We start from the raw sequence: 19,556 nt of genomic DNA, 5'->3' as shown, positions 1-19,556 counted from the left end.
ACGCCCCCACGTGCCAGATTTCGCGTAGTACTCAGGTGGAACGCTACCGTCCGTAGGTGGAGAGGCATTTGACCGGTCCGGACAAATGAGGGGTGGACGCATGGCGACCGTCGAGGAATGCCGGGCGGCGCTGGAAAAACTCGTCGAGCAGTTCGACGAGATCAGTGATGAGGACCGCGCCAGGCATATCGTCGAGCGGCGGCTCTCGTGCCGGGTCACCGACCTCGACGTCACCTTCTACGGACGCATCCACCCCAACGGCCTGGACCCGTTCAAGGACGCGCCGCCGGAGAACGGACGCCCGGCCGAGGTCCGGCTCACCATCGGCAGCGACGACCTCATCGCGCTGGTCAACGGCGACCTCGACATGGGCCGGGCCCTCCTCGGCGGCCGCGTCAAAATCGACGCCAGCCTCGGCGACCTCCTCCGGCTGCGCCGCCTGCTCTGACGGCCGCCCCCGACGGGTGGCGGCCGTTCCCACAGCCCGTGCGCCAGCGAGGCTGCGTTAGTTCTGCGGCAGTACCCCCAGCACCGGCTTGACCGCGTCCTCGTCCGCCGTGTGCCCGCCCACCGCCGACCAGGTGGCCGCGCAGGCCGCGCGCAGGGCGTCCATGGGGACGCCGTCCCCCGTGAGCACGAGGCGGTGCTCCGCCCAGGCCGCCGTCCAACCGCCACAGTGCCAGCCGTCCCCGGCCTGGCCTACCTCCGCCGCGGGGGCGTGCAGGCCGGACAGGTCGGCGGCGATGTGGGTGGGCCGGTGTTGGGGCGGCGCGGTGAGCAGGTCGAGCGGGGTGGCGACGCCGGTGAGCACGAGCAGGCTGTCCACGCCCGCCCGGGTGGCCCCTTCGATGTCGGTGTCCAGCCGGTCGCCGACCACCAGCGGCCGCTGCGCCCCGGTACGGATGACCGACTCCCGGTGCAGCGGAGGCTCCGGCTTGCCCGCCACGACCGGCGAAACCCCGGTGGCGGCGGCGATCACCCGGGTCATCGACCCGTTTCCGGGAAGCTCACCGCGATCGGTCGGCATCGTGGTGTCGGCGTTGGCGGCCACGAACCAGGCCCCCCGGCGGACCGCGAGCGTCCCCTCGGCCAGCAGCCCGTACGAGATGCCGTCCCAGATGCCCTGGACGACGGCGGCGGGTTCGTCGCGGGCGGTGGTGACCGGGCGCAGGCCGAAGGCGCGCAGCGCGCTGCGCAGGCCCGTGCCGCCCACCACCAGCACCGGCGACCCGGCGGGCACGTGCTCGGCGATCAGGCGTGCGGCGGCCTGGGCCGAGGTGACCACGTCCTCGGGGGCGGCGGGCACGCCCAGGTGGGTGAGATGCTCGGCGATGGCCGCCGGGGTGCGGGAGGCGTTGTTGGTGACGTAGGCCAGCCGCACCGAGCGTTCGCGGGCCGCGCGGAGCGCCTCGGGGGCACCGGGGACCGCGTGCCGCCCGAGGTAGACGACGCCGTCGAGGTCGAGCAGGAGGGTGTCGTACCGGTCGATCAGCTGGGTCACGCCCGCCTCGCGTCCAGGGTCGCCCGGATCTGGGTCAGCGCGGAGACGTAGTGCCGCAGGTCGGGGCGCATCGCCACGGCCATCGCCAGCGGCTCCTGGGCGCCCTCGATGTCGCCGGTGCGCCACAGAGCCATGCCGAGGCCGTAGTAGGCGTAGTCCTCCGACGGATTGCTCTCCACGATCCACCGGAAACTGGACGCCGCCTCCTCGTACCGCTTGGAGTTGAACTGGGCCCTGGCCAGCGCCTCGCGGATGCTGCGGGACTCCGGTTCGGCGCCGGCGGCCCGCTCCAGCAGTGCCGCCGCCGCGGCCGGGCTGCCCTCCTCCAGGAGTTTCACGCCCCGCTGATACCAGTCGTAGACGTCGCCGACGGGGCCGCCTGGGGAATCGGCGGCGCCGCCATGTGCTTGCACCATTGTGTGGGGCCTCCTGCGAAGCGAGTTGCTGAGGGACCGGGCACCGCACCGGTGGGGAGTCCGGGCCTTTATGGCAGCATGCCCGGTATGGAGAGTTCTGAACGGGCGGGACTGGTGCTGCGCCCGTTCCACGGCGTGCGTTTCGCCACCGCTGACGTGGCTGACGTCACGTCCCCACCGTACGACCTGATTTCCCCCGACGATGTCCGGCATCTTCTGGACCTCCACCCCAACAACGTGGTCCGGCTGATCCTTCCCGGCGCGGGGCACTACGGCGACGCCCGGGCGCTTCTCGGCGAATGGCTCGACTCCGGCGTGCTGCGCGTTGATCCGGAACCGGCCGTCTACGTGTACGAGCAGAGTGGCGCCGGTTTCTTCCAGCGTGGCCTGATCGGCGCGGTGGGCGTCGGGTCCGGTGCGGTGCTTCCCCACGAGAACGTCATGCCCGGTCCTGTGGCTGATCGCCTGGCTCTGACCCGGAGCACCGAGGCCAACCTGGAACCCATCTTCCTGCTGTACGCGGGCGGCGGGCCGGCCTCCGGTCTGGTGGACTCGGTCGCCGCCGAACGGCCGGCGCTGGTCGACGGGCACTCCCACGACGGCACGCGCCACCGCCTCTGGGCGATCATCGACCCGGGCGAAATCGCCGTGATCGCCGCCGACCTGCGGGACCGGCAGGCGCTCATCGCCGACGGCCACCACCGCTATGCCAGCTATGAGGCACTCCGCGTCGAACATGGCCTCCCGGGGCCGTGGGACCGTGGGCTCGCGCTCCTGGTGGACTCCACGGTCTATCCTCCGTCCCTGAAGGCCATCCACCGCGTCATCCCCGCGCTTCCGCTGGAGGAGGCGGTGGCTCGCGCCAAAGGATCCTGGCAGGTCCACGAGTTTCCGGCGCTGGACGACGCCCTCGCCGGTCTGGCCACCGCTCAGGGGCCGGCCTTTGTCCTGGCCGGCGACGGCAACGCCCATCTGCTCACCGATCCCGACCCCCTCCAGGTCGGCCACGCCATGCCGAAGGACCGCTCGCCCGCGTGGCGGGCCCTGAGCACCTCGATCCTCGACGAGTTCCTCCTCCCGAAGGTCTGGGGACTCGACGACAGCGAGCAGAACGTCCTCATCGTCCACCACGACGCCGAAGCCGCCGTACGTCTCGCCCAACGCCACGGCGGCACAGCCGTCCTCCTCAACCCCCTGAACGCCGACGAAGTCTTCACCGTCGCCACCAACGGCGAACGGGTCCCCCGCAAGTCCACCTCCTTCGCCCCGAAACCAGCCACCGGCCTGATACTCCGCACCTTCACGGCAGACCGCCCCCTGGACGCCTGAAACACCTGCCCCGTCCTCGGCACGGGGGGCCGTTTGGGTGTGAGGTGAGGGGTGGGCTTGGTTCCGGGGGTTGGGGGCTCTTAGGCTCGCTGCGTGGATACTGTGCGGGCGCTCGGTGGGGATGTGTATGAGATCGATACTCGGATGGCGGGGTATTCGGGGATTACTGCCGGCTATTTGATTCTGGGGTCGCGGCCGTGTCTGGTGGAGACGGGGACCGCGACCTCGGCGCCGGTGGTGCGGGATGCGCTCGCGTCGTTGGGGGTGGGGGCCGGGGACCTTGCCACTGTGGTGGTGACGCATATTCATCTCGATCATGCGGGCGGGGTGGGGGACATCGCGGGGATGTTTCCGGCGGCGGAGATCGTGGTGCATGAGAAGGGGGCAAGGCATCTGGTTGATCCGTCGCGGTTGATGGCCAGCGCGAAAATGGTGTGGGGGGACAAGCTGGATGTGCTCTTCGGGTCGCTGGCGCCTACCGATGCGGCCCGGATTCGGGCTCTTGGCGATACCGGTGCCATCGATCTCGGTGATGGGCGGACGCTGAGCAGCCACTACTCCCCTGGGCACGCCAAACACCACGTCGGGTTGATCGACTCGTTCACCGGCGATCTGTATGTCGGGGACGCCGCCGGGGTCTACATGCCGGAGACCGGTGATCTGCGGCCCGCGACGCCTCCGCCGGACTTCGACCTCGACGTGGCTCTCGCGTCTATTGCCCTCTTCCAAGACCTTGGGCCTGAACGGCTGCTCTTCAGCCACTACGGGCCGGTCGACGATGTGACTTCCATCCTCGACCGTTCTGCTGAGGAACTTCGGATCTGGGTGGATCTGACGAAGCAGGCTCGGTCTGAAGGGCTGGACCTGGATCATGCGGTCGCCATGGTCCGGGATCGGACGAAGGACCGGTACGGGGCTCTGCAGAATGCGGACGAGCGGGCCGAACACTTCGAAATGCTCAGCGGAGCGCCGTCGAACGTGGCCGGCATCCTGCACTGGCTGGACCGGATCAGCCCGCCGGGGCCTGACCACCCCTGACCGCTCGGCCGGGTCAGCCGGGTCCCCCGTCGCCGATGGGAGCATCGACCGGCGACGAGGGGACCGGGAGCGGCCTGGCGCGAAGGTCGGGTTTGCGGATCTTTCCGGACCCGGTTCTGGGCAGGGCGGCCACGATGTCGACGTACACGGGGATCTTGTACTTGGCGAGCCTGGGGCGAAGGAACGCGCGCAGTTCGTCAGGGGTGAGGACGCAACCCTCGCGGGGCACCACGAAGGCCCTGCCGACCTCCCCCCAGGTCTGGTCGGGCACGCCGACCACGGCGGCCTCCGCCACCGCCGGGTGCTCGAAGAGCACAGCCTCCACCTGAGCCGGGTAGACGTTCTCCCCGCCCGAGATGTACATGTCCTTCACCCGGTCGACGATGTACAGGTGCCCCTCCTCGTCGAGGGTGGCGACGTCCCCGGAGCGGAACCAGCCGCCCTCGGTCAGCGCGGCGGCGGTCGCCTCCGGGTTCCGCCAGTAGCCGGGCGTCACGTTCGGCCCCCGGATGAGTACCTCGCCCGGCTCGCCCGCCGCCGCGGGGGTGAGATCGGCCCGGACCACGCGCACGTCGGCGAAGAACACCGGCACCCCGGCCGACCCCACCTTGCGCGCGCTCTCGCTCGCCTCCAGGAAGGTCGCCCCCGGCGAGGTCTCCGTCAGCCCGTACCCCTGGCAGAAGACCAGGCCCCGCTCCTGGTAAGCGCGGATCAGCGGGACCGGAACGGCCACTCCCCCGGCCATCAGGGTGCGCACCGAGGACAGGTCGGCGGACGCCCACCGGGGTGACCGGGCGAGCGCGGCGAACATCGCGGTGACGCCGAACATCCAGGTGACGCGGTGCTTCTCGATGAGGTCGTAGCAGCGGTCCACGTCCCAGGACGGCATGATGACCGACCTGCCGCCTTTGAGGAAGGTCGGCAGGAGGGTCTGGTTCAACGCCGCGACGTGGAAGAGCGGCGCGCTGACCAGCGTGACCTCGGTGCTCGTCACGTCGATGCCGGCCAGCACGTTGAAGCAGTTCCAGACCAGGTTGGCGTGGCTGAGCATGGCGCCCTTGGGGGCTCCCGTGGTGCCCGAGGTGTAGAGGATGAGGGCGAGGGCGTCGAGCGTCACCGGAAGGTCGATCGGCGTGGGATCGCCCTCCGACAGCCAGGTCTGGTACTCCCGCTCGCCCGGCCTGGGCGGTCCCAGCGCCACCACCGTGCGCGGCGCGGGAAGCTCGCGCGCCGCCGCGGCGCACTCCGGCGCGTAGATCAGGACGGCGGCGCCCGAGTCGGCCAGCATGTACGCGATCTCGGGGACGGCCAGCCGCGCGTTGATCGGAACGAAGACGCCGCCGAGCAGGTGGGTGGCGAACATGGTCTCGGCGAAGGCGATGTGGTTGGGGCCGAGGTAGGCGACCCGGTCCCCGGCCCGCACGCCCGCCTCGCGCAGCCGTGCCGCGAGCCGCGCCGTACGCTCGTGGAACTCGGCGTAGCTGACCGACCGATCCTCGAAGACGAACGCGGCCCGGTCAGGGTTCATCCGGGCCCGTCGGAACGGCCAGCCGCCCAGTCCGGCGTTGCGCATCCGGGACTCCCGTCAGGCGGCCGGCGTCCCGGCGCCGCGACCGGAGGCCGCCGCGGGTGCGGCCGAGGTCAGATCGTGGCTGCTGGTCTCGCGCAGCGCCAGGACGCAGACCACGGTCAGCAGGCAGCAGCCCGCGATGATCACCGAGATCATGGTCGTCCCGCCGCCGCCCGACGCCGCGTCCAGCTGGGCGAAGAACAGCGGCCCCAGACCCGCGCCGAGACCGGCGAGCTGGTAACCCAGCGAGGCTCCCGTGTACCTGCTCCTGGTGGCGAACAGTTCCGGATACAGCGCCGCGAGCGGGCCGTACATCAACGGGTGGATGACCGCCTGGCCCAGCACGAGCGCGAGGGTCAGCACGGCCGTGCTGCCGGTGTTCACCATCGGGAACAGGACGAAGCCGAACCCGGCCATGAGCAGCGCGCCGGCCAGCACGACCGGGCGGCGGCCCACCCGGTCCGACAGGGCCGACCACCCGATGATGCCCAGCACCGCCAGTGCCGAGGAGATGGTGAGGCCGTTCAGTACGGCCTGCCGTGGAAAGCCGGCGCGTACGCCGTAGGCGATGAGATAGGTGGTGAGCGTGCCCTGGGCCACGAAGGCCGACAGTCCGACGCCCACCCCGAGCAGCAGGGCCTTCGGGCGGTCGCGGACCACCTCGAGCAGCGGCGTCCGGGCGGGGCGGTCCCCGGCGGCCTCGAACACCGGGGTCTCCCGCACCCGCAGCCGGACGAACAGCCCGACCGCCAGCAGGACGACGCTGATCAGGAACGGGACCCGCCAGCCCCAGCTCAGGAAGGCCGACTCGTCCAGGACGGCGGCCGTGCCGGTGAGCACTCCCGTGGACAGGACCATGCCGAAGGGGGCGCCGGCGTTGGTGAAGCTCGCCCACAGACCGCGCCGGCCGGTCGCGTGCTCGGCGGCCAGCAGGACGGCGCCGCCCCACTCGCCGCCGATCGCGATCCCCTGCACGATCCGGAGCGCGACCAAGGCGATGGGGGCGAGGACGCCGATCTGCCCGTACGTGGGAAGCAGGCCGATGAGGAAGCTGGCGGCCCCCATCAGGACCATGGTCAGCACCAGCATGCGCTTGCGTCCGAGCCGGTCGCCGAAGTGGCCGAAGACGACTCCGCCCAACGGCCTGGCGAGGTAGCCCGTGGCGAACGTGCCGAAGCTGGCGACCGTCGCCGCGAGCGGGTCGAGGTCGGAGAAGAAGACCTTGTTGAACACCACGGCCGAGGCGGTGGCGTACAGCAGGAAGTCGTAGTACTCGATGACGCTTCCCACGAAGCCGGCGGCCACCGCGCGGCGGAGCTGGATCTGGGCGGGGGATCTGACCGGCGGGTTCGGCATGTCCGGGCTCCTCGTCCTGCACGAGTGGTCGCCCCGGAGGTTAGGCATATTTGTAACGGACGTCAATAGTTTGCCCAAAGTGGGGGTGGCCGGAGCCGGTGTCCTGGTCCTCGCAGGGCTCCTGACCAGGACTTTCCTTCCGCGCCTAGGTGGTGGGCCGTGGAAACATTCGGGCGCCGAGCCCGAGCAGGCGTACGGCGTTGCCTTTGAGGATCTTGGCGCGGACCTCGGGCCTGATGTCGAGTGCCGCGAAGTCGGCGAGCCAGCGGTCCGGGGTGATGACCGGGTAGTCGGACCCGAAGAGCACCTTGTCCTGCAGGAGCGTGTTCGCGTACCGGACGAGCTGCGGCGGGAAGTATCTGGGCGACCACCCGGACAGGTCGATGTGCACCTGCGGCTTGTGCGTGGCGACGGCCAGCGCCTCGTCCTGCCAGGGAAAGGAGGGGTGGGCCAGGATGATCTTCAGCTCGGGGAAGTCCACGGCGACGTCGTCCACCAGCACGGATCGACGCACCCGAAGGGGATCAGCACGTCCGCGTGCGCGGCGCAGCTCTCGGCGATCTCCTCGCTGGAGATGCGCGGGTGGCCGGTGGCGTGCTCGGCGTCGACGGTGAACACCACCGCCGCCATCCTCCGCGCCCGGTAGTAGGCGGCGATCTCGGGAACGGCCGGCCTCGGGTGCTCCTTGAAATACGCCGCCGAGGCTTCGAGCAGTTCGGGACTGAGCGAGGCGTGCCCCGCGGCGGAAACCTCGGCGTGCGTGTGCACGTCGATCGCGACCAGTTCGTCGACGTCCATGGACGGCATGTCGGCTCCCACGCTCGAATCTATGGCACTAATGTAACCACGGTCAAAGTTCTGCATCACATCGAGAGCGTCTACCCTGCTGCTGTGATCCACGGCGGCGAAGAGGAGCAGACGGCCACGTCCGTGCGCCCGCAGTCCCTGATGTTCAGCTTTCTCGGCATCTACGCGCTCCACCGCGACGTCGCCATCTACTCCGGCAGCGTCATCGACGTGTTCGCGCGCCTCGGCGTCTCCGAGGAGGCGGTAAGGTCGACGCTCGCCCGCATGGTGAAGCGGAACCTGCTGGAACGGCATCGGCGGGGACGGAAGGTGTACTTCGGGCTCACCCCGCGCGCCGTGGAGGTGCTGGAGGACGGGCGGCGGCGGGTGTGGGAGACCGGTGCGGTCAACCGCGACTGGGACGGCACCTGGACGCTCGTCGCGTTCTCGCTGCCGGACAGCCGCCGCGGCACCCGGCACGACCTGCGCTCCCGCCTCACCTGGAACGGATTCGGCCTGCTGCACAGCGGGCTGTGGATCGCGCCGGGCGTCAAGGACGTCACCAGCGTGCTCGCCTCCCTGGAACTGGGCGACCACGTGACCGTGCTGACCGCCAGGGCGTTCCAGCCGACCGAGGCGGCCGACCTGGTCAGGAAGGCATTCGACATCGAGCAGATCGCCCGGCGCTACCAGGCCTTCCTCACCCAGTGGGACACCTCCCGGCCACCGCCCGGCACGCCGGACGACCTCGCGCGGCAGCTGTTCCTGCACACCGACTGGCTGCAGCTCGTCCGGCAGGATCCCCACCTGCCGGCCGAGCACCTGCCCGAGGACTGGCCGGCGATCCGGGCCGAGCGGACCTTCCACAGGCTCGCCGGAGAGTACGACGCGTCGGCCGCCAGGCTGGCCGCCGACGTCCTGGACCAGCTGACCGTCTGACCCGGGCGTCGGCCGGTGTTTCCCGGGCGGACTCGGCCGCGGGTCCGTGCCACCCACGGCCGAGGTTCCGGAGAGTTAGGCGCAGACCGTGCCGTTCAGGGTGAACCGGGTCGGGGCGACGTTACTGCCGCTGTAGGTGCCCTGGAACCCGAAGTCGGTCTGGCCGCCCGCGGGGATGGCAGCGTTGTAGGAGAGGTTGCGCGCGGTGACCTGGTTGCCGGACTGGGTGACGGTGGCGTTCCAGGCGTTGGTGACCTGCTGGTTGCCCGCCCAGGTCCAGGTGACGGTCCAGCCGTTGACGATGGAGGCGCCGGTGTTCGCGACTGTGATGTTGGCCGTGAAGCCGTTGTTCCAGGAGTTGGGGACGTAGGTGACCCGGCACGTGGTACCCGGCGGGTTCGACGGGCTGGGGCTGGGAGACGGGGACGGGGACGGGGAGGGGCTGGGGTTGCCGCCGGTGAGGCCGAAGAACTGGATGGCCTGGGCGGCCATGCCGCCCGCCGGGAGCGTGTGGCCCGCCCCCTGGATGCTGTACGCCTCGACCCGCACCGTGCCAGAACTGTCGGTGTAGCGGCGGCGGTTCCAGCCGGACTGCGGCGTGTCCGAACTCGTGGGCGTCTGGCTCAGGCCGTGCACGTTCGTCCACTGCTTGATCTCCTCCTCCAGTTCGGAGTAGGCGACCACGGTGTCGTTGGTGCCGTGCCAGAGCTGCATGCGCGGCCACGGTCCGCGGTAGCTGGGATTGGCGTTACGCACCCGGTCGCCCCATTGCTGGGCGGAGATGCCCACACACGGGGCGGAGTTGCCTCCCGGCTGGTAGGCCGCCTCGTTGGGGAAGCAGGTGAAGGGGACTCCCATGAAGGCCGCGCCCGCCTTGACCACCTCAGGATAGAGAGCGGCCATGGCGTTGGTCATCATTCCGCCCGAGGAGGCGCCGGTCATGAACACCCGGTTCGGGTCACCGCGGTACTGCTGCTGGGCGTAGGTCACCATGGACATGAGCGACACCGGGTCGGTCTGGCCGCCCCGCACCTTCGACGCGTCGGACCAGTTGTCGAAACAGTTGGACTTCTTGTTCGACGCCGACGGGAAGATCACGATGAAGCCGTACCGGTCGGCCAGCGAAGCGAACTCGGTGGAGGAGTAGAAGCCGGGGCCCGAACCTCCGCAGGTGTGCAGGGCCATGACGATCGCCGCGTTCTGCGGGGCGTTGTTCGGCACGTACACGTACATGCGCAGGTTTCCGGGGTTGGCGCCGAAGTTGGTCACCTCGGTCAGGGTGGCCGCGACGGCGGGGGGCGTGAATACCAGGCTCACGACGGCGCACATTACCGCGACGCAGACGCCGGTGAGCGTCGCGACTAATCGCTTCATCCGCTTCTCCTCTGCTTGGATTACGGCGTTTTCCACTGATCGGGGCACCGGGCAGGGAGCCGCCGGATCTAAGGTTCCTTACGTCAGCCGGTATAGAAGCGCCTTCCACAGGCGTCAAGGAAGGGCGGGAGCAGGTGAGACCACGTCCGCCGGAAGCGGATACGTTTCCGCTGGGTATCAATTTACTTGTTATCAATTACCTTGATATCGACGGCGAAACTTACATTTCGCGATCGCGCGGTATGGTCGTCGGGTGACCCCCTCCCCCACCCCTTCGGCCGCCCGGCCGACGACACCCGCACCGCGTCTGAGCTACCTGGTGTTCCGGCTGGAACGCCACATCCGCGCCCACCTGGACGACGCGCTGGCTCGGCACGGCGTCACTACGACGGAGTACATGGCCCTCAGCGAACTGCGGACCCGCGAGGGGGTGTCCTCGGCGGAGCTGGCCCGCATCGCCTTCGTCACACCGCAGGCCATGAACCTCATCATCCTCGACCTCGAACGGCGGCGGCTGATCCGCCGCGACCCCCATCCGGACGGTGGCCGGGTGCGCTGCGCCCGGCTCACCGCCGAGGGACGATCGGTGCTGCGGAAATGCGACCGGTCGCTCGACGACATCGAGTCGGTCATGCTCACGGGGGTCGACGACACGACCCGCGAGACGCTGGCGGCCGGGCTGACCGTGTGCGCGCGGGCCCTGCGCTTCGGCACGCACTGATAAGAGCGGGACCACGACGTTCACCGTCGTGGTCCCGGTTGTGCTCTTTCCGCGGCTCTTCCGCGGTTCTTATCGCGATGCGGACCGCCTGGCGGCGTCCATCGCGGGGAGGCCCTTCCTAGGAGGCTTCGCCGCGCCCGCCCTTCGAGGTGTCGGTGGGGGCGTCGCCGAAATCGGGCTCGATGAAGGCCGGGCCCAAGGTGGTGGAGGAGTCGGAGGTTTTCTCCACCGAGTCGGACGACTTCTCCGGCTTGGTGTTGGTCTCCGCCTCCGGCTTGGTGTCGGTCTCCGCGGGAGGCTCGTCGGAGCCTTCTAGGTCCGAGGACTCGGCGGATTCGGGGTGTTCCGAGGCGGGAGTCGTACCGGCGGAGGTTGGTGATTCGTCGGTGGCGTCCGGCTTGGATGAGGCGGTGAGGTCCTCGTCGTCCTCATCGTCGTCGTCATCCTCCTCGTCATCTTCGTCACCGTCATCTTCGTCACCGTCGTCGTCCTCATCGTCGTCGTCGCCGAGGGCGGTGAGCTCGGAGGGCTCGTCGGGCTTCTTGGAAGCCAGGAGGTCGTCGAGGTCTGGGGAGTCGAACTCCTCGTCCTCGTCCTCCTCGATGTCCTCGATGAGGGCGCCGGTGAGTTCCGCGTAGCGTTCGGCGGCGTCGGTTTGGCCGTCTTCGTCGAAGGCCATGGCGCGGCCGAACCAGTCGGTGGCGGCGGCCTCGTGGCCCGCGTCCGACAGGGCGTCGGCGTAGGCGAAGGCGAGCCGGGCCGACCAGGGCTTCGGCTGCGGGTCGCGGAGTTCCGGAATGCGCTGAAGCGTGATCACGGCCGCGTCGTGCTGGCCGAGGTCGCGGCGGGCGCCCGACTCGACGATCGCGAGCTCGATGCGCCCGGCCCGGTCGAGCCGCTCGGCCTCCTTGGACTTGACCAGGTCAAGCGCCCGCTCCGGCCGTCCGAGGCCACGCTCGCTGTCGGCCATGATCGGGAGATACTCGTCGGAGCCGGTCATCCGCCGGGCCGCCCGCAGGTCGCCGAGGGCCTCCGCGTACTGCCCCGCCCGGTAGGCGGCGATTCCGGCCGCCTCGCGTACGACGCCGATCCTGGCCGCGAACCTCCGGGCTACCTTGGCGTGTTCGTAGGCGCGCTCCGGCTCGTCCTGCTCCAGGGCACGTGCGGTGGCCACCAGGTGGCTGGCCACCAGGTCGGCGAGGTCACCCGGAAGCGAGCGCAGTTCGTCGCGGGTCTCGCGGTCCAGCTCGTCGGGGGTGATGTCCGGCTCCAGCGGCGGCAGTTGCTCCCGCTCCTTGGCCGGCGCCTCCTCCTTCCCATACCGGGTACGGCTGCCGCCCTCTTCCCTGCTGAACGGCCGAACCCCCTCACGCTCCTCGAACGGACGCCGGGGACGGTCGCCACGCTCCTCGAACGATCGGCGGGGCCGGTCCCCCTGGGGGTGACGCGGGCGGTCATCGCGGTCCCTGCCGCGGTCGTCCCGGTCGCGGTACGGGCGCTGCGGCCGGTCGTTGAAGGACCGCTCGCCACGATCGTCCCGGGAAGGACGGCCGCCGCGGTCCTCCCGCTGGCCATACCGCCCGCCGAAACCGCCACCACGCGAACCTTCCCGGTCCCCGTACGAACGCCGGTCGTTGAAGGAACCCCGGTCCCCACGGTCGTCGAAGGACCGACGGGGACGGTCGCCACCGTCACCGAACGAACGCTGAGGCCGATCCCCACGGTCACCGTAGGAACGGCGAGGCCCACCGCGATCATCGCGAGAGCCCGACTGGCCACCACGGAACGAATCCCGATCACCGTAGGTGCGCTGCGGCCGGTCCCCACGATCGCCGAACGACCGCTCACCACGGTCACCACGGTCGTCGAAAGACCGACGAGGACGGTCACCGCCGTCACCGAACGAACGCTGAGGCCGATCCCCACGGTCACCGTAGGAACGACGAGGCCCACCGCGATCGTCACGGGAGCCCGACTGGCCACCACGGAACGAATCCCGATCACCGTAGGTGCGCTGCGGCCGGTCCCCACGATCGCCGAACGACCGCTCACCACGGTCACCACGGTCGTCGAAAGACCGACGAGGACGATCGCCGCCGTCACCGAACGAGCGCTGAGGCCGGTCCCCACGGTCACCGTAGGAACGACGAGGCCCGCCACGATCGTCACGGGAGCCCGACTGGCCACCACGGAACGAATCCCGATCACCGTAGGTACGCTGCGGCCGGTCGCCACCGTCGCCGAACGAGCGTTGGGGGCGGTCCCCCCGGTCGTTGAACGGACGGCGGGGACGGTCGCCACCGTCGCCGAACGAACGCTGAGGCCGGTCCCCACGGTCACCGTAGGAACGACGAGGCCCGCCACGATCGTCACGGGAGCCGGACTGACCGCCACGGAACGAATCCCGATCACCGTAAGTGCGCTGCGGCCGGTCACCGCGATCGCCGAACGACCGCTCACCACGGTCGTTGAACGGACGGCGGGGACGGTCTCCCCGGTCGTTGAAGGGACGGCCGGGGCCGTCGCCGTCGCGGAACGGGCGGCCGCCGCGGTCGTCCCGGTCGCGCGAGCCGTACCGGCCGCCGAAGCCTCCGCGGTCATCGCCACGGGCGCCGCCTTCGCGGGCCCGGAACGGGCGTGCGCCACGGTCGTCGCGGTCGCGTGAGCCGTACCGACCGGACGCGTCCCGGTAACCCCCTCGGCTGTCGCCGCGCTCTCCCGGCCCGCCGCTCCCGGCCTGGCCGCTGTTGTCCTCGCCACGGCCCGCGCCGTCACGCCCGTCTTCTCTGTTCACTTCTGTCCTCTGTTGCTCGCTCACCGCGTACGGCTCGGCGTCCCGTTTCGGAGGCGGCTGCGCGGTTTCGGGCGGTATCTCGGCTCGCGTCCTAGCTCCGACGCGACGAAGGCCACCCTCTCCCTAGCTGGCTACTGGGGTGGCCCGGCTTCGTCCAGCCTAGCAACTCACCGCCACTGTGCGAGCCCCTGTCACGGCTTACGGCCGTAGGTGACGGCATGCATGGGCGTGATGCGGAACCACCCCAACTCGGTGAACCCGTGTCGCTCCAGCAGTTCGTCGTACGCCTCCCGGGGCAGCAACTGGTCCCCGATCTGCGCCTCGAAGAACTGGATCCCCGACATGATCCGCCCCGGCACCTCGCGGAGCCCCTCGTCAGCCGCGGGGAACGGGAAGTCGGAGATCACCATCCACCCGCCGGGTTCGAGGGCCGCCAGGCTGCGCCGGGCGACCTCGTCGATGTCGCGGCATTCGTGCATGGAGATGTTGTTGAGCACCATGGTGTACCCGTCCCCGGGCTCCATCGTCTCCAGCGAGCTGGTGATCAGCTCGGCCCGCACGCCCTGCGCGTCCAGCAGCGCAGCCGCGCTCTCGATCGAGTGCGCGTCACCGTCCACGCCGGTGAGGCGGCATTCCGGGTACGCCCGCGCGAGCCGTACCAGACCGCGACCGGAGCCGCAGGCCGTCTCCAGTACGCGGCAGCCGGCGGCGAGGCGCTCGGCCAGGCCCGGGATCTGGTCGAGTCCGCCGGGGATGAGGCGTGTGTAGAAGGGGGTGCCGGTGCCGGCGACGCCGTCGATGAACTCCGGGCGGCAGCCGTCCCACCAGAGGCGTTCCCCCGTGCGGAGCACCCGCTCAAAGCGGCCGAACATCTCGTCCTGCTCCATGACCGTGAAGACGCCGCCGACGTAGGCGGGGCTGGTGGTGTCGAGCAGCAGGGTGGCCATGTACGGCTCCAGCCAGTACGTGTCGGCGTAACGGTCGCAGACCTTGGCGGCGTACGCGGCCTGGCACCAGGTGGCCACGTAGTACGGGTCCATGCCGAGCCGCTCGGCCAGCTTCTCGGTGGTGAGGCCGCTCGGGATCTCCGCGAGGGCCGCGATGAGGCCCTGGCGGATGCCGATGGCGATGGTGCGGTGCCCGGCATATCCGGCAAGCTGGGCCAGCAGGGTGGACGCCTGGTCCTGAACAGTGGTCATTGCTCTCGCTCCCTTTTCTCTTGCCCCCGACGCTCGCCCGGGCGAGCGGACGGCCGATAGTGCGAGATCTGAAGCGCAAGTGGTACAGATTCTGGACTGGCCCGTGGTCGTCGCCCGTCCTATCTTTCGGAGAGTGACGGTATATGGCCAGTTCTGCCCGGTGGCCAAGGCGGCCGAGCTCCTCGACCAGCGCTGGATGTTGCTGGTCCTTCGCGAACTGCTGGCCGGGAGCCAGCACTTCAATGAAATTCGCCGCGGGGTTCCCAAGATGTCCCCCACCCTGCTCAGCCAGCGTCTCCGTGAACTGGTACGCGCCGGGGTGGCCGAACGCACTCCCGACAAGCGGTACACGCTCACCCCTGCGGGCAAGGAGCTGGCCCCGATCATCGAGGCGCTCGGCGCCTGGGGCACGCGGTGGGTTCCCGCCCTGGGCGATCCGGACCTGGATCCGCATCTCCTCGTCTGGGATATTCACCGCAGTGTCAACATTACCGCGCTGCCTCCTGGGCGGACCGTGCTCCATCTGATCTTCCGTGACGCGCCGCCGGCGACGCGATACTGGTGGCTGGTCATGACCCGCGACGGTACCGAGATCTGTGACTTCGACCCGGGTTACGAGATCGCTGCCACTCTCGACACGACGCTTCGTACCCTTACCGAAATCTGGCGTGGGGACATCGGCTGGACTCAGGCCCAGAACTCCGGTGTCCTCCAGGTCGCCGCCACTCCCGCCGCCCACCGAGGTCTGCCTACCTGGCTTCAGCTGAGCAAATTCGCCGGGACACCGCGTCCGCTTCCTGTCCACTCGGGCTGATCTCGACTTCTTCGCCGCGCAGAGGTCAGCTGATCGCGGTGTGTGCGGTTGACGTCGATGAGGCGGTCGAGGGCGTCGCGGGCCTGGGAGAGGTCTTCGATGTGCCGGCTGATCCGGTCCCGTTCCTGGAGCAGCCGCTCGAACGCCTCGTCGGAGTTCTGCTCGCTGGGCGATTCGACGCATGGGAGCAGTTCGACGATCATCCGGCTGGAGAGGCCCGCGGCGTACAGGCGCTGGATGAAGGCCACCCGCTCGAGCTCGTTGTCGGTGTAGTGACGCTGGCCGCTGGGGCTGCGTGTGCTGGTGAGCAGGCCCTGCTCCTCGTAGTACCGCAGGGATCGGACACTCACCCCGGCCCGCGATGCCAACTCCCCGATCCGCATCGCACCTCCCGGTGGAAACCTCGGCTGGACGTTTTGGCTCAGATTAGTGCGCATGTCGGCTGGCTTTGCTTCGAGTGCGTCGTCAGGCCTGGCTGTGATCTGCGTTACTGCCGTTCATGGGCTGCGGGGGTGTCTCGTCTCCTGTTGGAGCACAACGAACGGAGACGTCATGAGAATCTTCATCGCCGGAGCGTCCGGCGCGATCGGCAGCCAGCTCGTTCCCCAGCTCGTGGCGCGCGGCCATCAGGTGGTCGGTACGACCCGCTCGGCTGCCAAGACCGGTGTGCTGCGGGCGCTCGGCGCCGAGCCGGTGATCGTCGACGCGCTCGACCCCGACTCGGTGGCCGACGTGGTGGCCAGGGCCGAGCCCGAGGTGATCGTTCATCAGCTCACCGCGCTGAGCGGGCCGACAGACTTTCGGCACATGAAGCGGATGGCGGCCGACACCAACCGGCTGCGCACCGAAGGCACCGACCATCTGCTGGCCGCCGCGCGCGCCGTCGGCGTCGGCAAGTTCGTGGCCCAGAGCAACTCGCTCTGGATGGAGCGCGCCGGCGGGCCGATCGCCGACGAGAACGGCCGGATCGAGCCGAACCCTCCTCCGGACGCCGCCGAGGCGGTGGCCGCGCTGCGTCACCTGGAGGAGGCGGTGACCGGTATCGGCTGGGCCGACGGGATCGCGCTTCGCTACGGTGGCTTCTATGGCCCGGGGACCCACATCAGCGCTGAGCCGGACGCCGTCATGGTCACCCAGATCCGCAAGCGAAAGATCCCGGTCGTCGGCGATGGTGGTGGGGTGTGGTCGATGGTCCACATCGCCGATGCCGCGTCGGCCACGGTCGCTGCCATCGAACGCGGCAAACCCGGGATCTACCACGTCGGCGATGACGAGCCGGCGGCGGTGCGCGACTGGCTGCCGGAACTGGCCCGTGTGCTCGGAGCCAAACCACCGCGCCGCGTACCCGCCTGGCTCGTACGTCTGCTGGTTGGCAAAGGGCCGGTGAACCTGATGACGCAGGCCCGTGGGATCTCCAGCGAGAAGATCAAACGCGATCTGGGCTGGGTGCCGCGGTACCCGACCTGGCGTACGGGTTTCATCGAGGGATTGGGATAGCTCGGTATGTCTGCCGCCGATTTGTACGGCGAGCTGCGGCCTCGGGCGTTCGCTATCGCCTACCGGATGCTCGGCAGCGTCAGCGAAGCCGAGGACGTGGTGCAGGAAGCGTTTCTGCGGATGCATCAGACCCTGCGGCGTGATGAGCGGATCAGCTCGCCGCGGGCGTACATTGCCACGCTGGTCACCCGGCTGGCCATCGACCAGCTTCGCTCGGCGCGGGTCCGGCGGGAGCAGTATGTCGGTGAGTGGCTGCCGGAACCGCTGGTCGCCGGGCCGTCACCGGCCGAGCATGCTGAGACCGCCGACTCGCTGTCGCTGGCGTTTCTGGTGTTGCTGGAGAGCCTGTCGCCGCGGCAGCGGGCCGCGTTTCTGCTGCGGGAGGTGTTCGAGTATCCGTATGACGAGGTCGCCGAGTTCATTGGAAGCGATGTGGACAGCACGCGGCACCTGGTGGCACGGGCTCGCCACCACGTCCGGGAGCGGCGGCCGCGCTACCACGCCTCTCGGCGGCAGCGAGAAGAATTGGCTCAGCGCTTCTTCGCCGCCGCCGGGCAGGGTGATCTGCGAGCTTTGGAGGCGCTGCTGGCGCAGGATGTTTCGCTGCACGTTGACGGCGGCGGCAAGGTGCCGGCGCTGACGCGGCCGGTCGACGGCCGGGAGCGTGTGGCACGGACCTTGTCGGCCGGGATTGCCGCTTTGGCGCGTCGGGGCGTACGTTTCCAGGTCGCCTCGGTCAACGGCCAGCCCGGTCTTGTGGCACTCGACGCACAGGACCGGCTGGTCGGGGTCATGGGCCTTGGCATCGCCGACGGCCGTATCCAGACGATCCACTCCATTGCCAATCCCGACAAGCTGCGCCACGTCGACCGGGTCGTCGAAGTCTCGCGAGCCCAACCCTGACTTGTGTGACCCACCCCTACCGACCTCCGGGACTACTTCCACAAGGCCGGGCCGATGAGGACTGCTTCAACGTGGTGTCGAAGGCCGGACCTCGAGGACTGCTTCCACGTGGTGGCTGATGTCCGTAGCGGGTGGGCGGGCGGGCACTCCGGCCGACCGTGATAGCCGGCCTCTCGCTAGCCGCATCCGCGGCCATCGCGGGCGCGGTGGTCTCTGGCACGGTCTTACGTCGGCCTCCGTACCCGCCCGCCCACCCGCAGCGTTACTCGCCGTACTTCGCTTCTGCCAATCCCTCGAAACCACAACCCCGGCACAAGCCCGAACCGGTCGAAGCCCGGCACTGGCATAAACCGGCCGGATCAGCCCAATCCCGGCGCAAGCCGGACTCAAACGGAGCCCCGCCGCCGGCGTAAGCCGGACCCACCGCTCGAAGCCCCTGCACTGCCATTAACCGGGCCCGACCAGCTCAATCCCGGCTCAGTCCCGGCGCAAGCCAGACCCCGTCGATCAACTCGCGGACGATGTCGGCGTGACCGGCGTGGCGGTTGGTCCCGGCAATCACGTGAATGAGGACCCGGTGCAGGGAGACGGGGTTGCGGTCGGCCGGCCACCAGGCGACCTGACCGGTCGCGTCCAGAGTCAGCTCCTCGATCGTGGCGTCCGAATGGGCCCCGGCGCGGGCGGTAAAGGGCGACGATCTCCTCGCGGGACTCGCCGGGCGGGGAGGTCCAAAGGGAGGGCGGGTGGGACCTCCAGTGGCAACCAGCACAAAACGAAACACCCCCGCCCAGCTCCTACCGACTCCCAGCCGCGGTCAAGCTGACGCCCGGAAATCCCGGGAGGAGTCCGCGGGCGGCGGTGCGGCGTGGACGTCACCACTGAGTGCCGTACCGATCTGGACGATCTCGGCGACCTTCTGACGGGCGAAGGCAAGCCGGGCACGAGCCACTCCGAGATGGAGCCGAGCCCCGGCGCGAGCCGAACCCGGCCGGAGCCCGCCGCCGACACAAGCCCAACCCTGACCGTAACCAGCGCCGGCGCAAGCCGAACCCGCCGGAGGCCCGCCGCCGGCGTAAGCCGGACCCCGACCGGGAGGTCAAAAAGGGAGAGCGGGCGGGACCCCCACCGCAACCAGCACAAACGAAACCACACCCCGGAAATGCGAAAGGCCCTGGTCAAACGACCAGGGCCTTTCGAAAGATTGTCCGGCGGCGTCCTACTCTCCCACACCGTCCCCGGTGCAGTACCATCGGCGCTGGAGGGCTTAACTTCCGGGTTCGGAATGAGACCGGGTGTTTCCCCACCGCTATAACCACCGA

At 69.7% G+C, this 19,556-nt stretch carries 20 protein-coding genes and 1 rRNA gene; 9 read left to right on the top strand and 12 right to left on the bottom strand.

From position 1 onward, the window contains the following. The first annotated feature begins 100 nt into the window (after positions 1-100). Positions 101-448: an SCP2 sterol-binding domain-containing protein gene (locus tag KIP79_RS24925; RefSeq protein WP_214107331.1), complete on the top strand. Its 348-nt coding sequence runs from the start codon at positions 101-103 to the stop codon at positions 446-448. A gap of 57 nt (positions 449-505) precedes the next feature. Here the strand turns inward: KIP79_RS24925 and KIP79_RS24920 are convergent, their stop codons facing one another. Then, positions 506-1,501: an HAD-IIA family hydrolase gene (locus tag KIP79_RS24920; RefSeq protein ID WP_214107330.1), complete on the bottom strand. Its 996-nt coding sequence runs from the start codon at positions 1,499-1,501 to the stop codon at positions 506-508. Further along, positions 1,498-1,917: a tetratricopeptide repeat protein gene (locus tag KIP79_RS24915; RefSeq protein WP_214107329.1), complete on the bottom strand. Its 420-nt coding sequence runs from the start codon at positions 1,915-1,917 to the stop codon at positions 1,498-1,500. Before KIP79_RS24915 ends, KIP79_RS24920 begins: the two co-directional genes overlap by 4 nt. An 87-nt stretch (positions 1,918-2,004) precedes the next feature. Here KIP79_RS24915 and KIP79_RS24910 point away from each other — a divergent pair, with 87 nt between their 5' ends. After that, positions 2,005-3,246, top strand: a complete 1,242-nt coding sequence (locus KIP79_RS24910) for a DUF1015 family protein (protein ID WP_250213780.1) — start codon at positions 2,005-2,007, stop codon at positions 3,244-3,246. Positions 3,247-3,339: 93 nt separating this feature from the next. Further along, the gene (locus tag KIP79_RS24905; RefSeq protein WP_308169876.1) at positions 3,340-4,284 is read left to right on the top strand and encodes an MBL fold metallo-hydrolase; all 945 of its coding nucleotides are present in this window, start codon (positions 3,340-3,342) and stop codon (positions 4,282-4,284) included. A gap of 13 nt (positions 4,285-4,297) precedes the next feature. On the opposite strand, the gene KIP79_RS24900 is transcribed toward KIP79_RS24905, so the two are convergent. The 4 genes from KIP79_RS24900 to KIP79_RS49630 all read right to left on the bottom strand — a co-directional run bounded on the left by KIP79_RS24900 (position 4,298) and on the right by KIP79_RS49630 (position 8,017). Then, complete coding sequence (locus KIP79_RS24900; protein WP_214107327.1) at positions 4,298-5,857, bottom strand: acyl-CoA synthetase; 1,560 nt, start codon at positions 5,855-5,857, stop codon at positions 4,298-4,300. Positions 5,858-5,869: 12 nt separating this feature from the next. Next, positions 5,870-7,210: an MFS transporter gene (locus KIP79_RS24895; protein WP_250213779.1), complete on the bottom strand. Its 1,341-nt coding sequence runs from the start codon at positions 7,208-7,210 to the stop codon at positions 5,870-5,872. 145 nt (positions 7,211-7,355) lie between these two features. After that, positions 7,356-7,724 (bottom strand): amidohydrolase family protein, encoded by a 369-nt coding sequence (locus tag KIP79_RS49635; protein ID WP_308169875.1) that lies wholly within the window; start codon positions 7,722-7,724, stop codon positions 7,356-7,358. Continuing rightward, on the bottom strand, positions 7,673-8,017 hold the full coding sequence (locus KIP79_RS49630; RefSeq protein WP_308169874.1) for an amidohydrolase family protein: 345 nt from the start codon (positions 8,015-8,017) through the stop codon (positions 7,673-7,675). Before KIP79_RS49630 ends, KIP79_RS49635 begins: the two co-directional genes overlap by 52 nt. An 84-nt stretch (positions 8,018-8,101) precedes the next feature. On the opposite strand from KIP79_RS49630, the gene KIP79_RS24885 reads away from it, so the two are divergent. After that, a complete protein-coding gene (locus tag KIP79_RS24885) occupies positions 8,102-8,935 on the top strand; it encodes a PaaX family transcriptional regulator (RefSeq protein ID WP_308169873.1) in 834 nt (277 codons plus the stop codon). A 75-nt stretch (positions 8,936-9,010) separates the two neighbouring features. Here the strand turns inward: KIP79_RS24885 and KIP79_RS49625 are convergent, their stop codons facing one another. Beyond that, positions 9,011-10,309 (bottom strand): extracellular catalytic domain type 1 short-chain-length polyhydroxyalkanoate depolymerase, encoded by a 1,299-nt coding sequence (locus KIP79_RS49625; protein ID WP_214107325.1) that lies wholly within the window; start codon positions 10,307-10,309, stop codon positions 9,011-9,013. 253 nt (positions 10,310-10,562) lie between these two features. Here KIP79_RS49625 and KIP79_RS24875 point away from each other — a divergent pair, with 253 nt between their 5' ends. Next, positions 10,563-11,030, top strand: a complete 468-nt coding sequence (locus KIP79_RS24875) for a MarR family winged helix-turn-helix transcriptional regulator (RefSeq protein WP_308169872.1) — start codon at positions 10,563-10,565, stop codon at positions 11,028-11,030. A 118-nt stretch (positions 11,031-11,148) separates the two neighbouring features. Here KIP79_RS24875 and KIP79_RS24870 read toward each other — a convergent pair whose 3' ends face one another. Next, the gene (locus KIP79_RS24870; RefSeq protein ID WP_214107324.1) at positions 11,149-12,219 is read right to left on the bottom strand and encodes a tetratricopeptide repeat protein; all 1,071 of its coding nucleotides are present in this window, start codon (positions 12,217-12,219) and stop codon (positions 11,149-11,151) included. Here KIP79_RS24870 and KIP79_RS24865 point away from each other — a divergent pair. Beyond that, a complete protein-coding gene (locus tag KIP79_RS24865) occupies positions 12,208-13,695 on the top strand; it encodes a hypothetical protein (RefSeq protein ID WP_214107323.1) in 1,488 nt (495 codons plus the stop codon). The two genes, KIP79_RS24870 and KIP79_RS24865, sit on opposite strands and share 12 nt — an antisense overlap. A 320-nt stretch (positions 13,696-14,015) precedes the next feature. On the opposite strand, the gene KIP79_RS24860 is transcribed toward KIP79_RS24865, so the two are convergent. Beyond that, on the bottom strand, positions 14,016-15,023 hold the full coding sequence (locus KIP79_RS24860; RefSeq protein WP_214107322.1) for a class I SAM-dependent methyltransferase: 1,008 nt from the start codon (positions 15,021-15,023) through the stop codon (positions 14,016-14,018). A 133-nt stretch (positions 15,024-15,156) separates the two neighbouring features. Between KIP79_RS24860 and KIP79_RS24855 the strand changes: the two genes are divergently transcribed. Next, entirely contained in the window at positions 15,157-15,837 is a 681-nt protein-coding gene (locus tag KIP79_RS24855) for a winged helix-turn-helix transcriptional regulator (protein ID WP_214107321.1), read from the top strand. On the opposite strand, the gene KIP79_RS24850 is transcribed toward KIP79_RS24855, so the two are convergent. Next, positions 15,783-16,220, bottom strand: coding sequence for a MerR family transcriptional regulator (locus KIP79_RS24850; protein WP_214107320.1), 438 nt, complete (start codon positions 16,218-16,220; stop codon positions 15,783-15,785). The two genes, KIP79_RS24855 and KIP79_RS24850, sit on opposite strands and share 55 nt — an antisense overlap. A 169-nt stretch (positions 16,221-16,389) precedes the next feature. On the opposite strand from KIP79_RS24850, the gene KIP79_RS24845 reads away from it, so the two are divergent. Continuing rightward, a complete protein-coding gene (locus KIP79_RS24845; RefSeq protein WP_214107319.1) occupies positions 16,390-17,334 on the top strand; it encodes an NAD-dependent epimerase/dehydratase family protein in 945 nt (314 codons plus the stop codon). A 6-nt stretch (positions 17,335-17,340) separates the two neighbouring features. After that, positions 17,341-18,237, top strand: coding sequence for an RNA polymerase sigma-70 factor (locus KIP79_RS24840; protein WP_214107318.1), 897 nt, complete (start codon positions 17,341-17,343; stop codon positions 18,235-18,237). 466 nt (positions 18,238-18,703) lie between these two features. Here the strand turns inward: KIP79_RS24840 and KIP79_RS49620 are convergent, their stop codons facing one another. Next, positions 18,704-19,006, bottom strand: a complete 303-nt coding sequence (locus KIP79_RS49620; RefSeq protein ID WP_214107317.1) for a mycothiol transferase — start codon at positions 19,004-19,006, stop codon at positions 18,704-18,706. A gap of 434 nt (positions 19,007-19,440) precedes the next feature. Further along, a 5S ribosomal RNA gene (rrf, locus tag KIP79_RS24830) occupies positions 19,441-19,556 on the bottom strand.

This window comes from Acrocarpospora catenulata, from assembly GCF_018476525.1.
In the GTDB taxonomy this organism is placed as follows: domain Bacteria; phylum Actinomycetota; class Actinomycetes; order Streptosporangiales; family Streptosporangiaceae; genus Acrocarpospora; species Acrocarpospora catenulata.
The sequence above is the reverse complement of the archived record's forward strand: the minus strand, read 5'-3'. Positions and strand labels throughout refer to the sequence as shown.